At 46.2% G+C, this 22,476-nt stretch carries 14 protein-coding genes; 3 read left to right on the top strand and 11 right to left on the bottom strand.

Going from position 1 to position 22,476, the window contains the following annotated elements; translation table 11 throughout:
* Positions 1-12: 12 nt before the first annotated feature.
* Complete coding sequence (gene mgrA, locus A3860_RS26815) at positions 13-1,008, bottom strand: L-glyceraldehyde 3-phosphate reductase (protein ID WP_081152090.1); 996 nt, start codon at positions 1,006-1,008, stop codon at positions 13-15.
* Positions 1,009-1,705: 697 nt separating this feature from the next.
* Between mgrA and A3860_RS26810 the strand changes: the two genes are divergently transcribed.
* Complete coding sequence (locus A3860_RS26810; RefSeq protein WP_081152087.1) at positions 1,706-1,891, top strand: hypothetical protein; 186 nt, start codon at positions 1,706-1,708, stop codon at positions 1,889-1,891.
* Between the two features lie 205 nt (positions 1,892-2,096).
* On the opposite strand, the gene A3860_RS26805 is transcribed toward A3860_RS26810, so the two are convergent.
* The 3 genes from A3860_RS26805 to proB all read right to left on the bottom strand — a co-directional run bounded on the left by A3860_RS26805 (position 2,097) and on the right by proB (position 8,682).
* Complete coding sequence (locus A3860_RS26805) at positions 2,097-6,215, bottom strand: hybrid sensor histidine kinase/response regulator transcription factor (protein ID WP_081152084.1); 4,119 nt, start codon at positions 6,213-6,215, stop codon at positions 2,097-2,099.
* A 181-nt stretch (positions 6,216-6,396) separates the two neighbouring features.
* On the bottom strand, positions 6,397-7,638 hold the full coding sequence (locus A3860_RS26800; RefSeq protein ID WP_081152081.1) for a glutamate-5-semialdehyde dehydrogenase: 1,242 nt from the start codon (positions 7,636-7,638) through the stop codon (positions 6,397-6,399).
* A gap of 9 nt (positions 7,639-7,647) precedes the next feature.
* Complete coding sequence (gene proB, locus A3860_RS26795) at positions 7,648-8,682, bottom strand: glutamate 5-kinase (protein WP_081152078.1); 1,035 nt, start codon at positions 8,680-8,682, stop codon at positions 7,648-7,650.
* 158 nt (positions 8,683-8,840) lie between these two features.
* Here proB and A3860_RS41550 point away from each other — a divergent pair, with 158 nt between their 5' ends.
* The gene (locus tag A3860_RS41550; protein WP_173820257.1) at positions 8,841-9,008 is read left to right on the top strand and encodes a hypothetical protein; all 168 of its coding nucleotides are present in this window, start codon (positions 8,841-8,843) and stop codon (positions 9,006-9,008) included.
* 86 nt (positions 9,009-9,094) lie between these two features.
* On the opposite strand, the gene A3860_RS26790 is transcribed toward A3860_RS41550, so the two are convergent.
* The 7 genes from A3860_RS26790 to A3860_RS26760 all read right to left on the bottom strand — a co-directional run bounded on the left by A3860_RS26790 (position 9,095) and on the right by A3860_RS26760 (position 21,184).
* A complete protein-coding gene (locus A3860_RS26790) occupies positions 9,095-10,048 on the bottom strand; it encodes a CvpA family protein (protein ID WP_081152075.1) in 954 nt (317 codons plus the stop codon).
* Between the two features lie 366 nt (positions 10,049-10,414).
* On the bottom strand, positions 10,415-11,056 hold the full coding sequence (locus A3860_RS26785; protein ID WP_081152072.1) for a hypothetical protein: 642 nt from the start codon (positions 11,054-11,056) through the stop codon (positions 10,415-10,417).
* Between the two features lie 161 nt (positions 11,057-11,217).
* A complete protein-coding gene (locus tag A3860_RS26780; protein WP_081152069.1) occupies positions 11,218-12,669 on the bottom strand; it encodes a glycoside hydrolase family 28 protein in 1,452 nt (483 codons plus the stop codon).
* A 21-nt stretch (positions 12,670-12,690) separates the two neighbouring features.
* A complete protein-coding gene (locus tag A3860_RS26775; protein ID WP_081152066.1) occupies positions 12,691-15,000 on the bottom strand; it encodes a GH92 family glycosyl hydrolase in 2,310 nt (769 codons plus the stop codon).
* A gap of 327 nt (positions 15,001-15,327) precedes the next feature.
* On the bottom strand, positions 15,328-16,977 hold the full coding sequence (locus A3860_RS26770; protein WP_081152063.1) for a RagB/SusD family nutrient uptake outer membrane protein: 1,650 nt from the start codon (positions 16,975-16,977) through the stop codon (positions 15,328-15,330).
* Between the two features lie 23 nt (positions 16,978-17,000).
* A complete protein-coding gene (locus A3860_RS26765) occupies positions 17,001-20,027 on the bottom strand; it encodes a SusC/RagA family TonB-linked outer membrane protein (RefSeq protein WP_081152060.1) in 3,027 nt (1,008 codons plus the stop codon).
* Positions 20,028-20,296: 269 nt separating this feature from the next.
* Complete coding sequence (locus A3860_RS26760; RefSeq protein WP_081152057.1) at positions 20,297-21,184, bottom strand: inositol oxygenase family protein; 888 nt, start codon at positions 21,182-21,184, stop codon at positions 20,297-20,299.
* 189 nt (positions 21,185-21,373) lie between these two features.
* Between A3860_RS26760 and A3860_RS26755 the strand changes: the two genes are divergently transcribed.
* On the top strand, positions 21,374-22,390 hold the full coding sequence (locus tag A3860_RS26755) for a LacI family DNA-binding transcriptional regulator (protein ID WP_081152054.1): 1,017 nt from the start codon (positions 21,374-21,376) through the stop codon (positions 22,388-22,390).
* The last annotated feature ends 86 nt before the right edge of the window (positions 22,391-22,476 follow it).

Raw genomic sequence — 22,476 nt, 5'->3', positions numbered from 1 at the left:
AACCATTGCTTGTTATCCCTTCAGTATCAATTCAATTTCATTCAGTTCATCACCTGTGAACTGCCGGTTGGCAAGGCAGGCCAGGTTATTATCCAATTGCGCTGTTGAGCTTACGCCTATCAGCACGGTGGTTACCCGTTTATCTTTCAGCAACCAGCTTAGCGCCATTTGTGCCAGCGACTGGTCACGGCGTTTAGCTATCTCATTTAGCCTGCCTATTTTCTCCAGCTTCTCAGGCGTAATATCATTGGCCTTTAAAAAGCCATGCGCCTTTGAGGCCCTTGAATTGTCGGGAATACCTTTAAGGTATTTGTCTGTCAACATTCCCTGGGCAAGCGGTGAAAACGGAATACAACCTACTCCATATTCTTCCAGCGCATCGAGCAACCCGTCTTCAACCCATCGTTCAAACATGGAATATTTGGGTTGATGTATAAGACAGGGGGTTCCCAGTTGTTTTAATATTTCAAACGCTCTTTTTGCTTCAGGTGCCTTGTAATTCGAGATGCCTGCATACAGCGCTTTTCCACTTTTCACAATGTCGTGCAGGGCCATCATCGTTTCTTCAAGGGGCGTTTCGGGATCGGGCCGGTGCGAATAAAAGATATCAACATAATTGATCCGCATCCGTTTTAAACTTTGATCGAGACTGGCCATCAGATATTTCCTCGATCCCCAATTGCCGTAAGGTCCCGGCCACATAATATAACCTGCCTTGGTAGAGATGATCAACTCATCGCGGAGGTTACCTGAAAAATCTTTTTTCAACATGGCCCCGAAATTCTCTTCGGCCGAGCCGGGCGGTGGCCCGTAATTATTGGCCAGATCGAAATGCGTCATGCCCTGGTCAAAAGCATGCCGTACTATACGACGTGCATTTTTAAAATCGTCAACACCCCCGAAATTATGCCATAACCCAAGTGACAAAGCCGGTAACAGTAGGCCGCTATTGCCGCAACGATTATACGTCATGGAGTCATAACGGGTTAAAGACGGGGTATATGCCATCTTAAGTTATTGATTAATGGAATTCTAAAATTGATGAAAGCACATTGATCCTGAAGCCACGGAAGCATTGATTGCCTTTACACATATTCTTTGTTATTCAATGCGTATTTTATATAACGCCTCTTACTGGTAATTAAGTACGTTTAAATAAGAATAATACTTTAGTCTCCGGGGTTAAACAGTACGCCGCTCTACTCAATAGCCCCCGGTCTTACCTACACATATGTTAAACGCAACAAGACTTATTTAATTATGTTACAACATAAAACTTACAACTGTTATTTTAACAGTTTATTAGCGGCACAGTCTGCCTTTGGTGGGATAACTACTTGCTCTGCAACGGCTAATGCCCTTTAGCGAAAACAGGGAGAAATATCACGGGACAACCGTATTTTTTGCACCAGGTTGCAAAAAAATCCAGGTTACCAATACTATCAGCAACCTGGAAAAAGGAAAAGGCATGGAAAGCAATCGTTGTTTTGAGTAAGTACCTGCCCGGCAGGTTACTTGTAGAACCAGGTTACTAATGTACTATCTCATTCATTATGTGGAGGGAGTAAAAAGTGTTTTTCAGGGTATCAAAATGTTTACTACGCCCCTTTTTACGGTGAAAATCTACTATTGCATCATAAAAAAAATAATATTATAATTGTTTCCTATAGATTGCGGCTTTTTTTAAAAGATCAATACCTAAAGAATGAATTATTTAGTTTTTGTGCTGACCCTACTATTACTGGCTGGCAGCAGTTGCAACCACCATAAAGTAGTGATCGTAAATAACCACCGCACCGCCACACACCGGCTTCCGCCGGGACAAGCGAAAAAGCTCACGGGCGAAAAATCAGCCCGGGCCTATGCACCAGGACAGCAAAAAAGAAATTAAAACACAGGATCCTCATACACAAGGCCGCCCGTAAGCGGCCTTTATTCTTTGCCACACCCCCTAACCCCTGAAGGGGGAATCATTTAACTTCGGGACTCGCGATATATAGACTGCGTCCCCCCATTAGGGGTTCTAAGGATTGTTTCTTTCCTAAAGATAAAATGTTCTTCCTCCCCTTTAGGGGCCGGGGGGTTCTCCCTCCCCTTTAGGGGCGGGGGCGTGCAGCATATTCCGAGGGCAACACACCAAACTCCTTCTTAAAGGTGCGGGCAAAATACTTGGGATTATTAAAGCCTACCTCATAGGCAATCTCTGAAATATTGAATTGACTCTTTTCCAACAACTGGGCAGCCCGCTTTAACCGGATGGTCTTTATAAAATCAAGGGGCGATTTACCGGTAAGCGCCAGCAACTTCTTATACAAAGCCACGCGGCTCATGTGCAGGGCCCGGCTCAGGTCTTCTACCGAAAAATCAGGATTTGAAATATTTTGTTCCACCGTTTCAATCGACTGGCGAATGAACTGTTCATCAACGGAAGTAACACTTATTTCAGAAGGATTTACCTCTACCTGCTTCTGAAATAACTTTCGCATGGCTTCCTGTTGCGCCAGCAGGTTTTTAATGCGCGATTGCAGCATTTCGTAGCTGAATGGCTTGGTCACATAATCGTTTGCCCCTACCTGAAACGCCTCCATTTTGGGTTCTGCCGCCGACCGGGCCGTTAATAAGATCACCGGAATATGCGAAGTGTGCTTATCGTGCTTTATAGTGCGGCACAATTCCATGCCATCCATCACCGGCATCATTACATCACTCACCACCAGGTCGGGTTGCAACTGCTTTGTTTTTTCCCAGCCTTCGGCCCCGTTCACGGCTTCATATACCATATAGTTGCGGCGCAGGTTATCTTTCAGGTAGAACCTTATGTCTTCATTATCATCCACGATCAGTAACACCGGCTTTTTGCGGCCCCCTTTGCCGGTTTGGTCGCCTGTTTCTTCTGCCGGCTCGGGTGTCATCAGCACTTCTTCAACCGGCGCCGTTACCGGTTTTTCAACCGGTGCAGTTACCGGTAATAAAACAGTAAAGCAGGTGCCTTTACCAGGTTCGCTTTCCACGGCAATGGTACCCTGATGCAGGCGCACAAACTCTTTTGAAATGGCCAATCCAATACCACTACCCTGGTTCAAAATAGTGCCCGGCACATCGTGCTGAAAGAACCGTTCAAAGATCCGTTCCTGGTCTTCGGCCGGAATACCAATTCCACTGTCCTTTACTTTGATAGATACATATTGCGAATGGGGATGCCCGCCGCTACCGGCTTGCAGCGCCAGCAGCACTTCAATGTTCCCATACTCGGGCGTGAACTTGAATGCATTCGATAGCAGGTTGAATAAAATGCGTTCCAGCTTATCGGGATCAAAAGAGATCTGTAAAGCAGGAATATCGGTTGCAAAATTAAAGTTGATGTGTTTGGCGCCGGCCATATCGGTAAAAGAAAACGCCACCTCCTTTACAAACGATACAATATCGCCGTGCGAAGGATAAAGCCGCAGCTCCTGCATCTCCAGCTTTCTGAAATCGAGCAGCTGGTTCACCAATGCCAGCAAACGCCGGGCATTGCGGTAAATTAACTGATATTGTTTTTTCTGTTCCGGTTCATGGGTGTGCTTCACCATTTTTTCAACCGGCGCCATGATCAGCGACAACGGCGTTCTGAACTCATGGCTTACGTTGGTAAAGAATTTCAGCTTCAACAGGTCCAGTTCATGTACACGTTCCGCCTCCTTCTTTTGTTGCGCCAGCTGAAAACGCATATGCGCCCGCTGAATAGTAAGCCTTCGCGCCGCAATCAAAATGCCGGCTATCAGCAAGGCGTAAAGGATAAATGCCGGAATGGTTCGCCAAAAGGGCGGCAGAATGGTGACCACCAGGGCAGTGCCTTTTTCGTTCCACACCCCATCGCCATTACTGGCCTTTACCCTGAAGGTGTATGTACCAGGATCGAGGTTGGTATAGGTAACAGTACGATGCGTTCCATCGGTAGTAAGCCAGTCGTTATTGAACCCTTCGAGCTTGTAGGCGTATTGATTTTTTTCGGGGTTGGAATAATTGAGGGCGGCAAACTCTAACGAGAAGATATTCTCATAATACTTCAGCCTGATCTCTTTTACTTCTGAAATAGCTGCTGTTAACAGCACGCGGTTATTGACCAGTTCACCGGGTTGCAAACTTTTATCAAATACCCGCAGATCGGTTAACACCACTTCGGGCACAATGGTATTATGGGAAATGGCATCGGGGTTAATGATATTAAATCCATTGGCGCCGCCAAAGATGAGTTCGCCCCGCCTTGTTTTCAACGCGGCATTCTCATTGAATTCGCGGCCCTGCAATCCATCGCGCTCATCATAATTCCTGAACTGGATCTGCATATGACCCTTCGGATCATATTGTTGGATCCAGGCCCTTGAAATTCCATTGGTGGTGCCCAGCCATAGGGTATGCTCATTATCCTCCATGAGGGTGAGGATATTATTTTCAGACAAACCATCGGCCTGGGTGAAATGACGGAAGGAACCGCTGGTTTCATCAAAAAAGTTCAACCCGTCGCGCGTGGTCACCCACATATTACCGCGACTGTCGCGCAACAGGGCGGTGACACTATTACTGCTCAAACTGCGCGGGTCTTTTGAGTCGTGCAAATAATAAATAAAACGGCCCGTTTGTTTGTTCCTGACATTAATTCCCGATTCGGTGCCGATCCATAAATTACCATCCCGGTCTTCGGCCAGTGCAGAAATATAAGTTGAGTTCAATGCATTTGTTCCCTGCCGGTAACGGTAAAAATTATTTGTTTTCGGTTCAAACCGGTTCAAACCGCCGGTCAGGGTTCCCACCCATAACTGCTGTTGCGCATCTTCAAAGATCTCCCAAATGCTGTTGTCTGAAATGCTGTTGGTATCGGCCGCATCGTTCTTATAATGAATAAAGCGCTGCCCGTCGTAGCAATCGAGACCGCCATAATACGAGCCCACCCATAATTTCTTATTATGATCAATGCAAAGGCTTACAATAACATCATTGCTGATGCTATTGGTATTGCCCGGATTGTGTTTAAAGGTGCGGAATGTACCGTTGCTGCGGTCGAAATAGATCAATCCGCCCCCATTGGTGCCTATCCACAGGTTACCTTTATCATCTTCTACAAAACGGTTCACATCATCATATGGTAAACTATGTGCATCGGATAACAAATGCCGGTACACGGGAAACTTGATGATGTTCTCGTGGTAATAATTCACGCCCCTTTTATACGTACCCAGCCAAATAATGCCGGTATTGTCGCGGTAAATGGCGTTCACGCTGTTCTGACTGATGCTTTTTACATCTTCCGGTTTATTCTCCAGGTACGATATGGCTCCTGTTTTTTTGTTCAACAGGTTTACGCCGCCATGGTCGGTGATGATCCATATATTCCCATTATTATCCTGCTGTATGCCTGTTACCAGGTTATTGTTTAACCTGCTGAAAGCAGCATCGCGGTGATAATGTGTGAGGTTATTGTTCTTACCTAAACAAAATACGCCTTGCGGATAGCCTTGTGTATAGATCCACAGTTCGTTTTCTGCATCGGCAAACAACCGGTAGCGCAAAGTGCCGGGCTGTTTAAACAAAGCGCTATTGCTGTAGATTTTTTTTTCTGTGGCTGTATTGTATGCTTCCAGCAGGCCATCGCTGTACATGATCCAGAGATTACCGGCGTTATCGGCCTCCATATCTACAATATCAGGTGTATTGGGGATAACCGGTTGCCGCGGAAAGCGGCGCACCGTATGCGCCGCAGGGTTATACCGGCTGGCGCCATACCCGGTTTGTGCAAACCAGAAACAGCCCTGTTTATCTTTTTCAATATCGTTGACAAATGCGGCTGGTAATGATACTTGACGGCACCAGGCCAGCGTATTGGTCATCGCTTTTTCCGACACGGGATCAAAGATGCATTGCCCGCTGCGGGTATCGATCCAGAATTTATTTTGCGGCCCCTCCTGGATCTTTACGATCTGGTCTTCGTTGAGTGAAGTGGAGTCGTTTTCTTTATGGCGAAAGGTCCTGAATACATAGCCATCGTAACGGTTCAACCCCGAAGCGGTGCCAAACCACATAAAACCTTTGGCGTCTTTTATAATGGTGTTAACCTGGTTATGCGATAAACCGTTTGAAACATCAAGATGCAGGAAGGGATACTGCACGGGTTGTGCTAATACTGGATAAAGGAATAGTAAACAGGCTATCGTTATTATCAGTAAACGGTTGATCATTCTAATTGGCAATCACAATCAGTATTGGTAAACAGTAAATTTACGGAAAAACAAACAGGTTACCAGTTACCTGTTCCCGGTTTAGGGGCCTAAATTCGTAACTTGCTATAAGTAAATACCCTCGAAAGTTCGGTGGTCATAACTGGTAACTGGTCCCGGCTTGGCCGGGAGTAACCGGTAACTATCTTATATTCCCATTCCCCTGCAATAACCATTTTTCCGTCACCAGTTTTTCCAATGCAAAGGGGCCGCGGGCATGTAATTTCTGGGTTGAAATACCTATTTCGGCGCCCAGCCCCATTTCTTCGCCATCGGTAAAACGGGTACTGGCATTGGTATATACAGCGGCGGCATCCACTTCCTGTAAAAAGCGGGCGCATTGTTTTTTATTGTTCGAAACGATGGCTTCAGAATGTTTGGTAGAATGCTCGCGAATGTGGTCAAGCGCTTCATCAATGTTCTTCACCACTTTTACAGCGCATTTCAAACTCTGGAATTCGCGATCGAAATCTTCAGGAGAAGCTTTCTGCAAATGCGGATACCCTTTTAATAATTTATGGGCCCTGGTATCGGCAAATACCTCCACCTGGTGTTCGTTGAACAGCGGTTGCAATTGTTTTAGGAATGCCGGCGCCACCGCTTCATCGACCAGAACAGTATCCATTGCATTGCACACCGAAGGCCGCGATACTTTGGCATTCACTACAATGTTCACAGCCTTTTTAATGGAAGCTTCTTTTTCAACATATACATGGCAAACCCCTGCCCCGGTCTCTATTACCGGTACCAGGCTGTTCTTTCTAACAAATTGAATAAGCGATTCGGAACCCCGGGGGATCAATACATCTACATATTTGGTTGCCGCAAACAATTCCTGCACGGTTTCGCGGTCGCTTGGCAACAGGGTTACACAATCGGGGTCAATGTCATTTGCCTTCAGTACTTTTTTAATAAGCCTGATAGCGGCCAGGTTGCTGTTCTCCGCCTCGCTGCTGCCTTTAAGCAAACAGCCATTCTGGCTGCGCAAACAAAGTGCGGCAATATCGTACGTTACATTTGGTCTTGATTCATAAATAGCGCCCACCACACCAAGCGGCACGCTGATCTTGTTCAGCAGCAAGCCATTTTCGAGCCGCCGTTTTTCCAGTGTTTTACCGGAAGGGTTAGGTAATTTGCTGATCTTCCTGATGCTGTTGGCAATACCGGCAATGCGTTCTTTATTCAGCATCAACCTGTCGACCCGCGGATTATTGGGGTCCTGCTTTTCCACATCGAGCTGATTGGCCTTCAGGATCATGGCGCTGTTCTTCTCCAGTTCATCGGCCAGTTGCAACAGCACAGCTTTCAGTTGTTTATCGGTCGCCTGCCGCAGATTGATGGCGGCTTTCCAGGTCTTTATTATTAATGGTTGTATAGAATTCATCCCGCCTTTTTAAAATATTACAATATCATCAGCATGCGCTGCCAGTACATTCTTTTGCGAAATACCATCGCGAACAGCAGCCGTATCGAGCTTTACTTTGGCAACGCCGATGATGTTCTCTTCTTCATCTTTTAGCTGCACCACCTCCCCTGCTGCAAATTTACCCTGCACATTGGTAACACCCACAGTAAGCAAACTCCGGCGCTGCCGCAAGGCTTTCACTGCGCCTTTGTCGACCGAAATGGAGCCGAGGGTAATGGAGCCGCTGGCCAGCCATTTCTGGCGGGCCTTTAAATTCGAAGACTGCGACACAAAGGTAGTTCCGTTTTTGCCAGCCAGCGCATCGGCAAAGGGCGCTTTCCCGTTCAGTCCGCAAATGATCACCTGAATGCCGAGGGAGGTGGCCAGGCGGGTGAAAGTGAGTTTGGAGGTCATACCGCCTAAACCCAGACTGCTTTTACCGGTTTGCACATAACCCATTACCTTGCTGTCGATCTTTTCAACGCGGGGAATTATGTTTTTGGCATCGTCCATAAAGCCGCCTACAGAGGTGCAAATGATGAGGGTTTCTGCATCGAACCCCACGGCAATGAGCGTAGCCAGCTCGTCGTTGTCGCTGAATTTCAACTCCACATTGCTTACCAGGTCGTTCTCGTTCACGATGGGCACAATACCGTTCTGCCAAAAGGCTTCAAAAGTTTCTTTTAACTGAACAAACTGGAACCGGTTGCTGAAATGGTGCCGTTCGCACAGGGCCTGGGCCACGGGAATATCGAATTTGGAAAAATGCTTTTGGTATAATTGTATCAGCAGGGGATTGCCAACTGCAGCCGCGGCTTTACGCTCTGTAATGCTGCCTTTATAATTCTGAATATATACTTTTCCACTGCCTACCGCACCGCTCGATACCAGCACCACCCGGTGGGTGGTGGCCAGTTCCGAAATTTCTGCCGCTACTTTTTTTATAATGGTATGACTAATTACACCTTCGTCGTCGGTTATCACCGCTGTGCCCAGCTTAATAACTATCACCGGTTTTTGCATGCGCAAATTTAGGTCCCCGCCTCCAAGTTTCCATTTTTACCCTGCCTACTTCAGCAATTCCGGGAAAAAAATTCTACATGAAACCCCACGAAATCAAATGAATGTCAGCCAGTTGTGGCAGGCATACCCTTTTAGTTATTATTAGCAAAACTGGAGTTATGAAAATCTATTATGGATTAATTCTGTTGCTGATCACTATGTTTTATGCAGGTTGCGCTGCCATTGAAACCATTTTCAAAGCCGGTATGTGGTGGGGAATTATTCTGGTAGTATTAGTGATTGGAGGGATATTTTTCCTGATCAGTAAGGTGTTTGGGAAGAAGTAGAACTCATTGTTGCAGGTTACAGGTTGCAAGATACGGGGGAAACCATATTCCCGGAGGCCCTGAAACCTGGAACATGAAACCTGTAACTAATTCTTGAATTCCTGCGAGATCATCAATCCATACTTGCCGCCATCCACAATGCCAATGCCGAGGCGGCCGAATTCGGGACGCAGGATATTGGCGCGGTGCCCGGGCGAATGCATCAATCCGCTATGTGCAATATCAAGGGTGGGCGCCAGCGCAATATTTTCGCCGGCATTGGTAAATTGCACGCCATCGCTGTGCATGCGGTCAAAGGGGCCTTTGCCATCGGGCGATACGTGTGAAAAATACCCTTTTTGGAACATATCTATCGAATGCCTGCGGCCAACGGCCGTTAATTCCCGATCGGCTTTCAAAATATTCAACCCGGCTTTTATGCGCTCGGCATTTACCCAGCTTAACATCAGTTCTTCCAGATCGGCCCGGGGCGGCGGCGCCATTACTTTAAAGGGAAGAATGACCGTTTCATTTGAACCGGGTTTTATGGTCAACCGGTTCATGGTTCTTTCTACTTCAGTAAATACCAGCGATAATTTTGTTTCTATCCATTCGGCGGGAACCGATAGCTTTCCTACAAAGCGGCTTTCGCGGGTTTTGTCAGAGATCTTATTACTGATGGGAAGGGCCAGCAACAGGGCGGCCATGATCACCGCATGCATAACTCCATTGAAAAAACCGGGCACCATGCCCAGGAATTTATTTGCCCAGCGGCTATGCGCATCCACCGGAATATTGTGCAATGTTTTATTGGTAAGTGCATTTGTTAACACTCGCATAAGTACGTAGGTGATCACAAATGAAAGGGGCAATGCCCAGGCGCCTAAAGCAGGAATGTATTTGTTGATAAATTCAGTAGGATATGGATACAATAAAAAAGTAGCTGCAATACTAATGATCAACCCCATCAGATAGAGTAATTCGAGAATAAAACCTTTTTGCCAGCCATCCCAAATGCCATATCCTACGATGAGCAGCAACAAAAAATCAACCCAATTCATACTTGCAGGCTTTGTTGTTATTAGTAAAAAACCGTGCTACAGGGGCGGATTGCTTTTTCCTTTGGAAGATTTACAGATGGAAGGATCGTATTGTTGCTAAATTTCTACATTTTTTGTTAACAGGCTGTAAAAAGGAAAGGCCCGGATAGAAATCCAGGCCCGTTAAAAATCCAATATCCTATGAAAAACCGATATACTAACGGTGTTCGTGCTTCGTAAATTGTTTGGCGGTAAAAAATAATTTTTCAGGTGTTGTTTCAGTGCCTTCCAAACTGACAATGTGTTATTTATACCTATTAATAAATCACACCAGGGTACCTGTAAAAGCACCATGCTCACGGGGTGAGCCCGCCAAAAAAGAGCTTCCTATCTCATAATACCTGAGTCAACAACACGTCCAACATATTTATTATCCTGCAAGATCCAGGTCACTTCATACTTACCGATCGCTTCGCTGTTCACCATATATATATACATCTTCTTCTTGTCGGCCGACAAATAAACCGCATTATGCGTTTTTATCGTTCCGCCTTCAGAATAGGTGAAATCGGGATGGAACAGGTCGGCATACGCAGCCGGTGGAACGGCCACGGTATCCTTGTTATTAAGTATAACAATAACCGAAGTTATTGCTGTTGTGGGAATGGTGCCATAATCGCCATAATAAGGTTTACCATCTATTTTAACCAGGTATTTCTTATCATAGTAATAAAATAGTTTGTGCTTCGAAGCCTCAAAGTTGCCGCTCGAGATCACCACTTTCACATTAGTGCCTTCAAAAGTAATGGAGTGCATGTTGAAGTCGGTAGCAGGTAATTTTTCAAGCGGTTTCTTCCCGATGCGTTCGTCGATACCCCCAATGGTAAAACTGGCCAGGTCGTCGCGAATTTCGCCTTTGGGATATTTTAAGAAGCTTTCTTTTTTGTTCCGGAGATCAGGTAAGGATTCATCCTGGGCCAGGGCGCCAACAGAAAGGGCCAGCAGGCACAGGCATAAAAAAGATCGCATAGAATATAGTTGTGGGTTTTACAAATTGATCGGGGCGAAAATAATGACAAAAACAGGATTTTGAGCCAAAAGAATGTTAACATAGGGAATGCAAAAGACCTGTAAAGTACGTCCCCAGCGACGCACCTTACAGGTCTTCTTCATTGGTTCCCGGCAAAAAGCTATTGCGCTTCCTGTTTCACCTGGGCCAGTTTATCAGGGAATGCGGCCGTTCCCTGCAGATTATTCACTTCAAAACCATCCACCGCATGGGTTTCGGCGGCATGGGCATAATATTCAGGCTTGTTATTACCCCATTGTACCGAACAATTACGCAGTTTGATCTGCTTTGCCTGCTCAACATAAAATCCCGATGTACGGCCTTTTACAAAGCCTTCTACATTGGCCGGACGGCGGTCATAAATGCCCCCGGGGAAATTGGTGGTCTTATTGATCTGCACCGATACTGAATCGAAATTGATGCCGGAAATTTTGTCGGCCGATTCAGCGCTTACATAAACACCGTTCTCACTTACGCATTTAATATTGCGGAAAGTGATATTGTACACGGGCCCCACCTTGCCTTCGGTTTCCGCTTTGGAAAAACGCCAGTTGGCATCCTTGTGATTGATCCTGGCCCGGCGGTAAGCTGTCACATAAATAGGTTCGGCCTTGCCCCACCATACATCGGAAAACAAATGACTTTCGATGGTCATGTTTGAAAATACCACATCATACACCACCCCTTCATCGCGGTTTTGGATACCTACCCCGCGGTTGCTGTTGCTGATGGTACAATTATTAAAGACCACCTGCCTGATGGTATCCATATTTTCGGAACCGATCTTGATGGCGCAACTACGCGACGTCATGGTACAATTGCTCACGGTGATGTTTTCGCAACGGCCAAGATCTTCGTACTCGCGGCGGTTCTTTAAACAAATGCAATCGTCACCGCTTTCAATATGACAATCGCTGATGCGTACGTTCCTGCTATGGTCAACATCGATGCCATCGCTGTTGCGTACTTTCAGTGAATTCAATATAGTAATACCCTCGATCACCACATCTTTACAACCCGCAAGGTGAACGGTCCAGTAGGCAGCGTTGCCAATATGGATATCTTTCATGCGAATGTTCTTACCATTGATAATGGTGAGCACATGCGGGCGGGGATCGAGCACATTGAATGGCTTCAGCACATACGAATCTTCCAGCTCACTGCCCATAAAGGAAACGCCATTGCCATCAATTTCACCGGTACCGCTTATCGTTATATCCTGAACGTTTTCAGCGCCGATCCAGATGGTGCCTTCACCGGGATTTTGCCTGAAGGCGCTGTTGGTGTACGCTTTTTCGTCGGGATTGGCGAGCACTTTTGCGCCGGCTTCTACATGCAGATCGATCCCTGATTTTAAATTAAACGGACTGGCCATGAAAACGTGCCCGGCAGGGAACAACACCTGGCCGCTCCCACCTTTTGAGCAGGCATCAATGGCTTTTTGAATAGCCGCCGCATCATTTGTTTTTCCATCGCCTTTGGCGCCATAGGTCATTACATTGTATATCTGTTGTGCCGGGCTTTGTATTGTCATGAACAATGCCACGCCGGCAACCATCAATTTTTGGATCATGTTTAAGAGTTTAATTGTTGATTATTTTATTAGGGTTAATCCCGATGGGCGGGCAGCAGCCGCCGCGCCCCAGGCTGTTACTTTTTCCTGTAAATAAACGTCCAGCACCCCGCCTTTCATGATATCGGCATAGGTGATGAAATTCTTTGTATAGGACTTGCCATTCAGCTTTATTTGCTGAATGAAACCATCGCCAGCCGCATTTTTATGACATACGATCTGCAATTTTTTATTACCCGGTAATTGCAGGGTAATGTTGTCAAAAATGGGCGAACAAAGGATATGTTCACCCGAAACCGGGTCAACGGGGTAAAGCCCAATGGCGGCAAACACATACCAGGCGCTCATTTGGCCGGCATCGTCATTCCCGCTTAAACCACCGGGACCGTCGCTGTATTCTTCCTTCAGAATATTCCGTACCACCTGCTGGGTTTTCCAGGGGGCTTCGGTGTAATTGTACATAAAGGGGATCTGGTGTCCCGGTTCATTCCCATGCCAGTATTCATTTTTTGCAAATAAAGTATCCAGTGCATGCTCCAGCCCCCTGGCGCCGCCCATGAGGCTGGCCAGTCCGGGCACATCATGCGGTACATAAAATGTATACTGGCGGGGGGTGCCTTCCGTTATATAGGGTTCGCGTTTGTCGGGGTTAAAAGGTTCGTACCAGCGGCCATCACTATACCTGCCCCGTACAAGCCCCACCGTGGTATCAAACACGTTCCGGTAATTGAATACCCGCTTTTGCAGTAATTTGTAATCGCCGGTCTTATTCAATCCTTTGGCCACTACCGATAAAGCATAATCATCATAAGCATACTCGAGCGTACGGCTAACCTGTTCTTTTTTATGAAAGGCTTCGGGCACACTGTCTTCCATGGGTATATAACCGTATTGCAAATACGAGATCAGCGCCCTTCGTCCTTTCCCATTTATATAATCTTCGCTTTTGGGCATGGCAAAAGCATTCTGCCGCATCAGGTGGTAAGCCGCTTCCGCATTATAATTCCTGATGCCTTTGGCCCAGGAAGAGGCAATAAAGGCGGTTACATGGTCGCCAACCATGGCAGCGGTATAACTGTTCCAGCAAGGGAAAATGGGCAACCAGCCACCCTGCTGGCCTTTTAAGATCATCGATGATACAAACTGGTTCACCCGGGTGGGTTGCAGTATCTGTAACAGGGGCAGTTGGGCGCGGTAGATGTCCCACATGGAAAAATCATCATAGTAGTGTCCGTTGGCCATTTTTTTCAATGAACCGCCGGCAAATGCCGGATAGCTTCCACTGGCATCACTGAACAACCGTGGATGTTGCATGGCATGGTACAGGGCTGTATAGAAAATGCGTTTGTCTTTTTCTTCGCCACCCTGCACCTGTATTTGAGAAAGTGCCTGTTGCCATACCTGGCGGCCCGCAGCCACTACCCCATCAAAATTCCAGTTAGTGATCTCAGCCTGCAGGTTCTTTTTTGCTTCGGCCACACTGCTGAACGAGGTACCGATGCGGATGCATAATTTCTCCCCCTTATTTAATTTAATGCCGGCAAATACGCCACTGTTCTTTTGATTGCTGATAGAATCGATGGTAAATACTTCTGCTTCGTGGAAGGTGCCTGCACGTACCGGTACTTTCTGAAACTGGATAAAAAAATAGCCGTTGAACCCGGCCTTATTGCCCCAGCCCTGGTAAATGCGGTGCACGGGGTTATAGCCCCATACTTCGCCTTTGGCAGCATCGATATGAATGCCGCCCTCGCCCCGGTCGCTGTTGGGTATAACCAGCAGGTATAAACTATCGGCCTGGTCAGGGGTGAAGCGCATCATACCACAACGGGCAGTGGCGGTTATTTCTGTACGGCAATGAGCCGCGGGTAATTGAACACTGTAATAATTTGGTAACGAAGTTTCGTTCTCATGCGAAAAGGGCGTGGCATAAGCGGTGGTGCGCAGGGCGCCCGTCACCGGCATAATGGTTACACTGCCATAATCCTGCATACAGGAGCCGCTGATCCAGTGCGTGCCGCGAAAACCGTTGATCAGACTGTCTTTATAAAAAAAGGGCGGAATACATTTGGTTTCGGTTGCCCGCGTTTGTGGGGTCCATTGCGTCATACCAAATGGCAGGCCCACGGCCGGAATGGTATTGGCATTCTTTTCAGAACCGGCCTCACTGTGTTTAAGGGCGGCAGTGGTGGTGGAGGGGGCGGTGCCCGAAAAGGGTTGAACGTATTGTACCAGGTCCTGGCTATACACACTCAGTGTTAAGCTGGTTGCCAGCGTATATAAAAGTAACTTTTGCAATAATAAGAGGTACAGTGGGCGTATGATTTTCATAATTTATTGGTTAGCGGTCAAATACCGCCTGCGTTAAAACTTCGGCGGTCAAAGAAAAAAAACTCCAGGCTGGAAAGCCCGGAGGGTCAGTATTTACTGCTACATGATTATGAAAAAAAAGTTATTAGCAAAAAAGGTTACGGATTTTTAGTGATATTGGATCTTAGAATCGCTTTAGCTCTATTCAATTAAGCCGGGCCCCAAGGGCGAGCCCGGCGCTCTAGTCATCGCCTTTCCTAAAACTAAAGTGTATAGTTTAGGGCTTAGTGCCCTTACTAAAGAACAAATGGGCTTGTAAGGTATATTGGATTAATACGGGGTGCATTTTTAATAGCCGTCGTTTTGTGTCAGCTTAGGGTTCACAGCAAAGGCATTGGTTGGTATCGGGAAAATTCTGCGATACTGGTCTGTATTTGTTTTATAGCCCCATTTGCCTTCGTATTTACCGTATCTGATCATATCATTCCGGTGCCATGCTTCCCAGGCAAATTCCCGGCTGCGCTCATTGTAAATGCTATCCAGCGTTATGTTGGTCCAGGGAGCTGAAGTGGTGCGGTTTGCACGCAGGTTGTTGGCCAACGACAAAGCTGTTGCACCCAGGGTAGCAGTACCACCACGCAATATTGCTTCAGCTTTCATCAGCACGATATCTGAATACCTGAAAACGGGAACGTCGTTGTTCTGGTCTCTGGTGGCAGATGAAGCATCAGGATAGAACTTGATATTGCGGTAACCCATATTCCAGGCAATTTCGTCGTTACCGGCATCGAAGGCAGCAACACTTTTACGCAGCACGACATCGGGCGTAAGTTCCAACTGATACGTGTAAGGTGTATTGTCACCTTTCCAGTTAATTTCATCATAACCTCCTTTGGTGGTTGTGATCATCAGCGGAGTTACACCATCGGGCAGGGTTTGTTTGCCAACCAGCCACTGCTTGTTGCGTACATCGTTCGCATCATTAAAATTGGCATAGAACTCGGGCAATGTGCTGGCCGGTGCACCGGGTGTGTAAGGAATATTAAAATAATTATATCCTGCTCCTGCAGCCACCTTACCCATCGAACGCGGTACATCATAACGGGCATGATATTGTTGCGAACGGAAGGGGAAGGTATTGGTGAATGAAGGATCGTAAGGTATCGCGAAAATGAATTCTTCCTTGCTGCCAACAGATGTTGGGCCGTTTGAAGGATAGAATGCTTTCAGGTAATTGGCTGAGCTGGCAATACTGAATTTACCGGAGCTGATAACAGCGTCACAGGCGGCGATACAATCGTTCCAGCGTTGTGTACCGGTATAATATTGCGCATTCAGGTACATTTTTGCCAGCAGGGCATAGGCGCCGTATTGAGTGAAACGGCCGTAGGTGGCAGTGCTAACGGTAGTGCTCAGGTTGGGGATCTGCGCTTTTATTTCACCTTCCAGCCAACTGAATACCTGCGCCCGGGGTGTCTTATCGCGTGGGGTAAAATCACCATAAAGCGTATCGAGCGGAACATTACCCCAGTTGTCCATCATATAGAAATAAGCAAGGGCGCGCACCATTCTCAATTCAGCCAGGTTCTGGTCCTTGGCTGCACCGGCGGGTTCATTTTTACCCAGGATCGATAACTGCTGGTTCACGGTACCAATGATGGTAGAAAGCCAGTACCAGTTACCGTTCAAATAGCCATTGTCTCTGGTCCAGTTATGAAAGTGCATTTGCATGTTCTGGCCACCATCGTACCAGTTACCGCCTCTGGCTTCCATAATGCCTTCATCGGTGCTGTAGGTTTGCTGAAAGAACCATTCGGCGGCCATGTTACCTCTTAATGCAACATAGGCAGGGCCTGAGGCGGTTATATAAGAAGCTGAATCTGTCGGGAATACATCGGGCGTTAATTCGGTGGTTGCTTTCACTGTTACCTTGTGACACGAAACCGCAACGCCAGCAGCCATCAATGAAGCGGCTATATATATCAATCGTTTTTTCATAATACTCAATTTTGCTGGTTAAATTAGAAGGTTACGTTTGCTCCAAACAGGATCGTACGCGTTTTTGGATAGAAGTTATTGTAATCAATGCCTGGCACACTACCACCCTGGTTCACTTCAGGATCTATACCTTTAAATTTAGTAATTACAAAAAGATTGTTACCAGTTACATATAATCTTACTGATTTAACATAGTTGCCTAAATTTTTCAAATTGTAACCCAGCGTAGCATTGTCGAACCGGATATAGTTGCCGTTTTCAATAAAACGGGAAGAATACTTGTAAGAATTAACGTCGGCAGTTGATTCACCAGCCGCATCAACCAAAATGTTGGTGTATTGCGCGGTGTTGGGACGGAACAGATCTGCACGGGTAGCATTGAAGATCTTGTTACCGAATACGCCACGGATTGACGTTCTCAGGTCCCAGTCTCCATATTTGAAAGTATTGCTCCAACCCAGTAACAGTTTAGGCTGCGCACTGCCGAGGTAATGATAATCGGTACCTGTTATAGGAGTGGTAGTTAAAGTTTTTCCATCCTGTGCTACGTATTGTGATACACCGGCAGAGTTCTTACCTGCATATTCCAGTGAAAAGAACTGACCAACCGGATGGCCTTCTTTCTGCAACTCCAGGGAGCTGCCCGATTGACCGGCGCCTTCAGGATAACCAGTGGCAACAGAGTCGCCGCCCGCGAATAACGGACTTCTCATGCTGGTGATCTTGTTATCATTGTGGGCCAGGTTCAGGTTACTCGTCCAGGAGAACTGGCTGTTCGATACAATGTTGGCAGTAAGGGCCAGCTCAATACCTTTGTTCTCGAGGCTGCCACCGTTTGCCAAAATGTTACCTGCGGGCACAAGCATGGCATCAACTTTATAATTAAAGATCATCTCAGTTGTCTTCTTCTTATACACATCAACTGAACCACCCAGTTTGCCTTTCAGGATCGTGAAATCAACACCAACATTGGTAGTAGCCACTTCTTCCCATTGCAGATTGGGGTTGGCGGCTACAGTAGCGCCAAATGCTGCGAGGCCACTACCGTTATAATAATAGGTACCCTGGCTGCCCATGATGAACTGTGCGCTAAAAGCGCTAACACCAAATGCATTACCGGTAATACCATAGCTTGCACGCAGTTTCAGATCGCTGAAGATATCCTGGTTTTTCATGAAATCTTCCTGGCTAATGCGCCAGCCAACAGCCACCGCGGGGAAATAACCCCATTCTTTATTGGCGCCAAACACCGAGCTACCGTCTCTTCTGATAGATCCCTGCAGAATATACCTGTCGTTGTAAGTATATTTAACGCGGCCGAAATCAGAAATAAGACGCTTTTTCTGGTAAATCAGATCTTGACCCAATCCAATTTTGGTTGAATAAGCATACGAGTTGCTTAAAGCCAGGTTCTGGTAACCGATATTGTCTACAGGGAAGTTGTAGGCAGTTACCTGGAAACCATCGCCGATCTCATCTTCCTGCCAGGAGTAACCCAAAACCGCATTGATATTGTGTTTGCCTATGATCTTATCCCAGGTAACAAAGGTTTCCAGGATCTTGCTGGTGTTACGATAAGATTGTCTGTTAGCCTGGCCATTGGTGCCAAATGACTGCAGACCATGACCATACGTAGTAGGGTCAGGGTTATCGTACATACCATTATAGTTGGTGGTAAAATATTTGTCGAGGTAAGAACCGTACAGGTTCGAGTTGTTCAAATAAGAGAGGCTCACATCATATGTTAACCCAAAAGGCAGTTTTGCCTGAGCGGTCATGTTCGCCATCAGGTAATTGATCTTATTGTTCGACTTGCTATGGTTCATCATAGCCACCGGGTTGTAATAACCTGTTCTTGTAAAGTTCTCGAAATAAGAGCCATTTGCATTCTTTACCGGTGATACTGGCAAATAAGTAGCAGATTGCAACAGCACCGTATTGCGGTAAGGAATATCATCCACATCGTTATTTGAGTTGGTAACGTTAAGGCCCAGTTTCAATTTATCGTTCAGCAGGCTTTGCTCAACCGACAGGCGGGCGATGATACGCTTGAGGTTACTGTTCATTAAGATACCAGGCTTGGCGAGATAGTTCAGGCTGGCACTGTAGGTGCCATGATCGCCACCGCCGCCCATATATATATTGTGGCTGGTTGATATAGCTTCGTTTCGTTGGGTTTCTTTTTGCCAATCGGTATTGGCGCCGAGGTCATCAGCAGGTGTTAAAGCCGAGCCGTTCTTTGCCAGGAAATCGCGCAACTGACCGGCATCCATTACCTTGAGCCGGCGGCTTACTTTTTCCATAGCTACAAATCCGTCGTAAGAAACGGTAGCCTGTCCTTTTCTACCTCTTCTTGTAGTAACTATGATAACGCCGTTAGCAGCACGGTTACCATAAATAGCAGTAGCAGCGGCATCTTTCAGGATGTCCATTGAAGCGATGTCGGCGGGTGCAATCAGCGCGATGTCAACACCGGGCACCCCATCGATAACATAGAAAGGTCCGCCAGGACTATTAATAGATGAAGTACCACGCAACACCACTGCAGCAGGCCGGTTGGGGTCACCACTGGTGGTGATGTTCAACCCCGGCACTTTACCTTGCAGTAACTGCCCAACATCGGCGATGGCGCCTTTGTTCATTTCATCGGGTTTAATAGTGGTGATCGCGCTCGTCAATGATTTGCGCGATGCTTTACCATAACCAACCACTACCACATCGGTCATCTGCTGAGCCGATGCAAGCATGGTGATTTCATAATTTGTTTTACTTCCAATCAAAACTTCCTGATCTTCCAGTGAGATCCCACTAAAGATCAATACCATACCTGTTTCAGCAGGAATGTTGAATGAACCATTCGCTTTTGTAATAGTAACAACGTTCTTCCCTTTAATAGATACCGAAATCCCTGCCATAGGGTGACCCGTGGAGTCTTTTACTGTTCCGGTAATTAGTTGGGATTGTGCCAGCAAACAGAGTGGCGTTAAGAAAAGCAGCAGCAATAGGCGTATACCCGCGCCTTTCGGGAGCGACCGACAGAGCAATCTCATAACTTAAGTTTTAGGTTAAAGTGTTAATTCTTCCTTCTGGTTTTTTAATGTCAATAAATGTACTTGTCACATTTATGAACGTTATTGTAAAAAAAACACAACTACCTGATGATTGTGTTTTGAATAGCATAGCGAATCATTGTATACCTGCTGCTACAGGTATGCACATAGCGTATTTCTCAATGTTAATAAAACAAGGATTGGATAAAGTTCAGGATGGAGATGTTACTGCGTAATAAAGTTTACTGCGATAAATGTTACTGCGATTATTAAAATTTTATGGTCGATGGCAGGTATTTAGCCACCAGGTCTTCATAATAAGAACGTAGCTGTTTCCAGTCTGGTGGTGTAGGACATTTCGAATAAAGGTCATAAGGGTTGAACAGCTTAACCCATTTCAACATTTCACGATCATGGTCATCTAACAGGTGATCATAAGCACCTTCGCGATGCCAGGCATAAAATGAGTGATACCGCAACATATACAAACCGGGCTCAGGTAAATAATCTTTCAGCATCTGGTATACATACTCATCGTGGCCCCACGACATGTTTACATTGCGCAGTCCGCAACCCTGAGCATATACGCCCAATTTTGTACTGAAAACGGGATCTGTGTAGTCTGTATTGTTCTTGAAGAATTCAGGATACACAATTTTGTCAGAATACGCGCAACCCACAGGGAAGGTATCACCTACAACAGCCCATTGTGGTTCACCAAATAAACAAAGCACTTTACCCATATCATGCATAAGACCGGTGAGTACCATCCAGTCGGGATGACCGTCGGCACGAATGGCTTCCGATGCCTGTAACAGGTGTTGGAACTGGTCGAGATCCGTATCAGGATCAGAATCATCAACCAGTTGGTTCAGGAAATTAAATGCATCCCAAACCGACATTTCTTTACGGTTGAACTGCAGGAACTCCTTTCTCTTTTGTTGAACAAAAGCAAAAGTCTGATGTGTATGGTTGAGTCGATAAAATTCTTTCACGGTGTCCCGGGAGGGATCTTCATAATTACGATATTCGTCTTTTGATTTTTCCTTAGCTATGGTTTCAGGGTCAGGATAGCGTTGCAGTACATCTTCTTCCCATTCATCTAAACTGCCCAGCGGATTGATTTCTTTCTCTGTGAATTTTCCAGGAGCTGCCATTGCAATCGTTTTATTTATTAAGACTGGTTTTATTAAGATTTGGCGTTGATTCGGAAACTAAGTTCTAAAATTTTGCTAAAGATTGTTAGCCATGATTTAACTTTATTTACGAAAACGGTTGCGAGAATATGCAGCAATTTGCAAGGTGAAATAGTCTGTATTACAAACAATTAAGGCGTTAATTACCCAATGAGTAAAGTAAACATAAAGGTTTTAGCAGAAGAGTTGCAATTGTCCGTTTCAACGATCTCGAAGGCGTTGCGCGATAGTTATGAGATCAGTGATGAAACAAAAAAGAAGGTAATGGAGTTGGCAACCCGGTTAAATTACATCCCCAACCCCTATGCCAGCAGTCTGCGCAAAAAGAAAAGCAAGACCATTGCAGTAGTGCTGCCCGAGGTGGCTGATAATTTTTTCTCCCTGGCCATCAATGGTATTCAGTCAATTGCAGAAACCAAAGGATATCATGTACTTATCTATCTTTCGCACGAGAAATACGCCAACGAAAAAACCATCCTCGAAGATTGCCAGAGCGGCCGGGTCGATGGGGTGCTGATCTCCATCTCCAGCGAAACCAAGTCAGGTGATCAAATACATAAATTACAGGCTAACAATATTCCCGTTGTTTTTTTCGACCGGGAAGAGGAAAGCATTGAGACTGCCCGCGTTACTACCAATGATTACGAGTGTGGCCTCATAGCTGCCAATCACCTGCTAAACCGTGGTTGCCGCCGACCCGCATTCCTTTCCATTTCTGAAAGCCTGCCCATTTGTTTGAACCGGATAGAAGGCTTTAAAGCGGCGCTTCAGGAAACTGGGATACCCGATGCCGACAGGCAGATCATTTATTGTACTGATAATGACAGTATGTATAAACAAATAAAAACCATACTGCAAAGTGATAACCGCCCCGATGGCCTCATCGCTTCCGTTGAAAAAATTGTTACCCCGGTTTACCTTGCCTGCCATGAACTCAATATCAACATTCCCAACGATGTAAAAGTGATCGCCTTTGCCACGTTGGATACTGCCCCCATCCTTGATCCACCGCTTACCACCATCACCCAGCCAGCCTTTGAGATCGGGAAAGCTGCCGCTACCCTGCTTTTTAAAGGAATTGAAAAAAGTACGTTCGATTTGAGTAAGGAGCATATGGTGATACCCTCTGTGTTGATTGAGCGGGAATCAACGCGGGCAGCCAATTAACCCTTCGCAACCGTATTCGTACATTTTTTTGTAAAACCCTGCCAAAATCATTAATAATGAGGTGAAAGAAATATATTGTGGTTGCT

Origin of the sequence: Niastella vici, assembly GCF_002077945.1 — a bacterium.
GTDB classification, from domain to species: Bacteria; Bacteroidota; Bacteroidia; order Chitinophagales; family Chitinophagaceae; genus Niastella; species Niastella vici.
The sequence above is the reverse complement of the archived record's forward strand: the minus strand, read 5'-3'. Positions and strand labels throughout refer to the sequence as shown.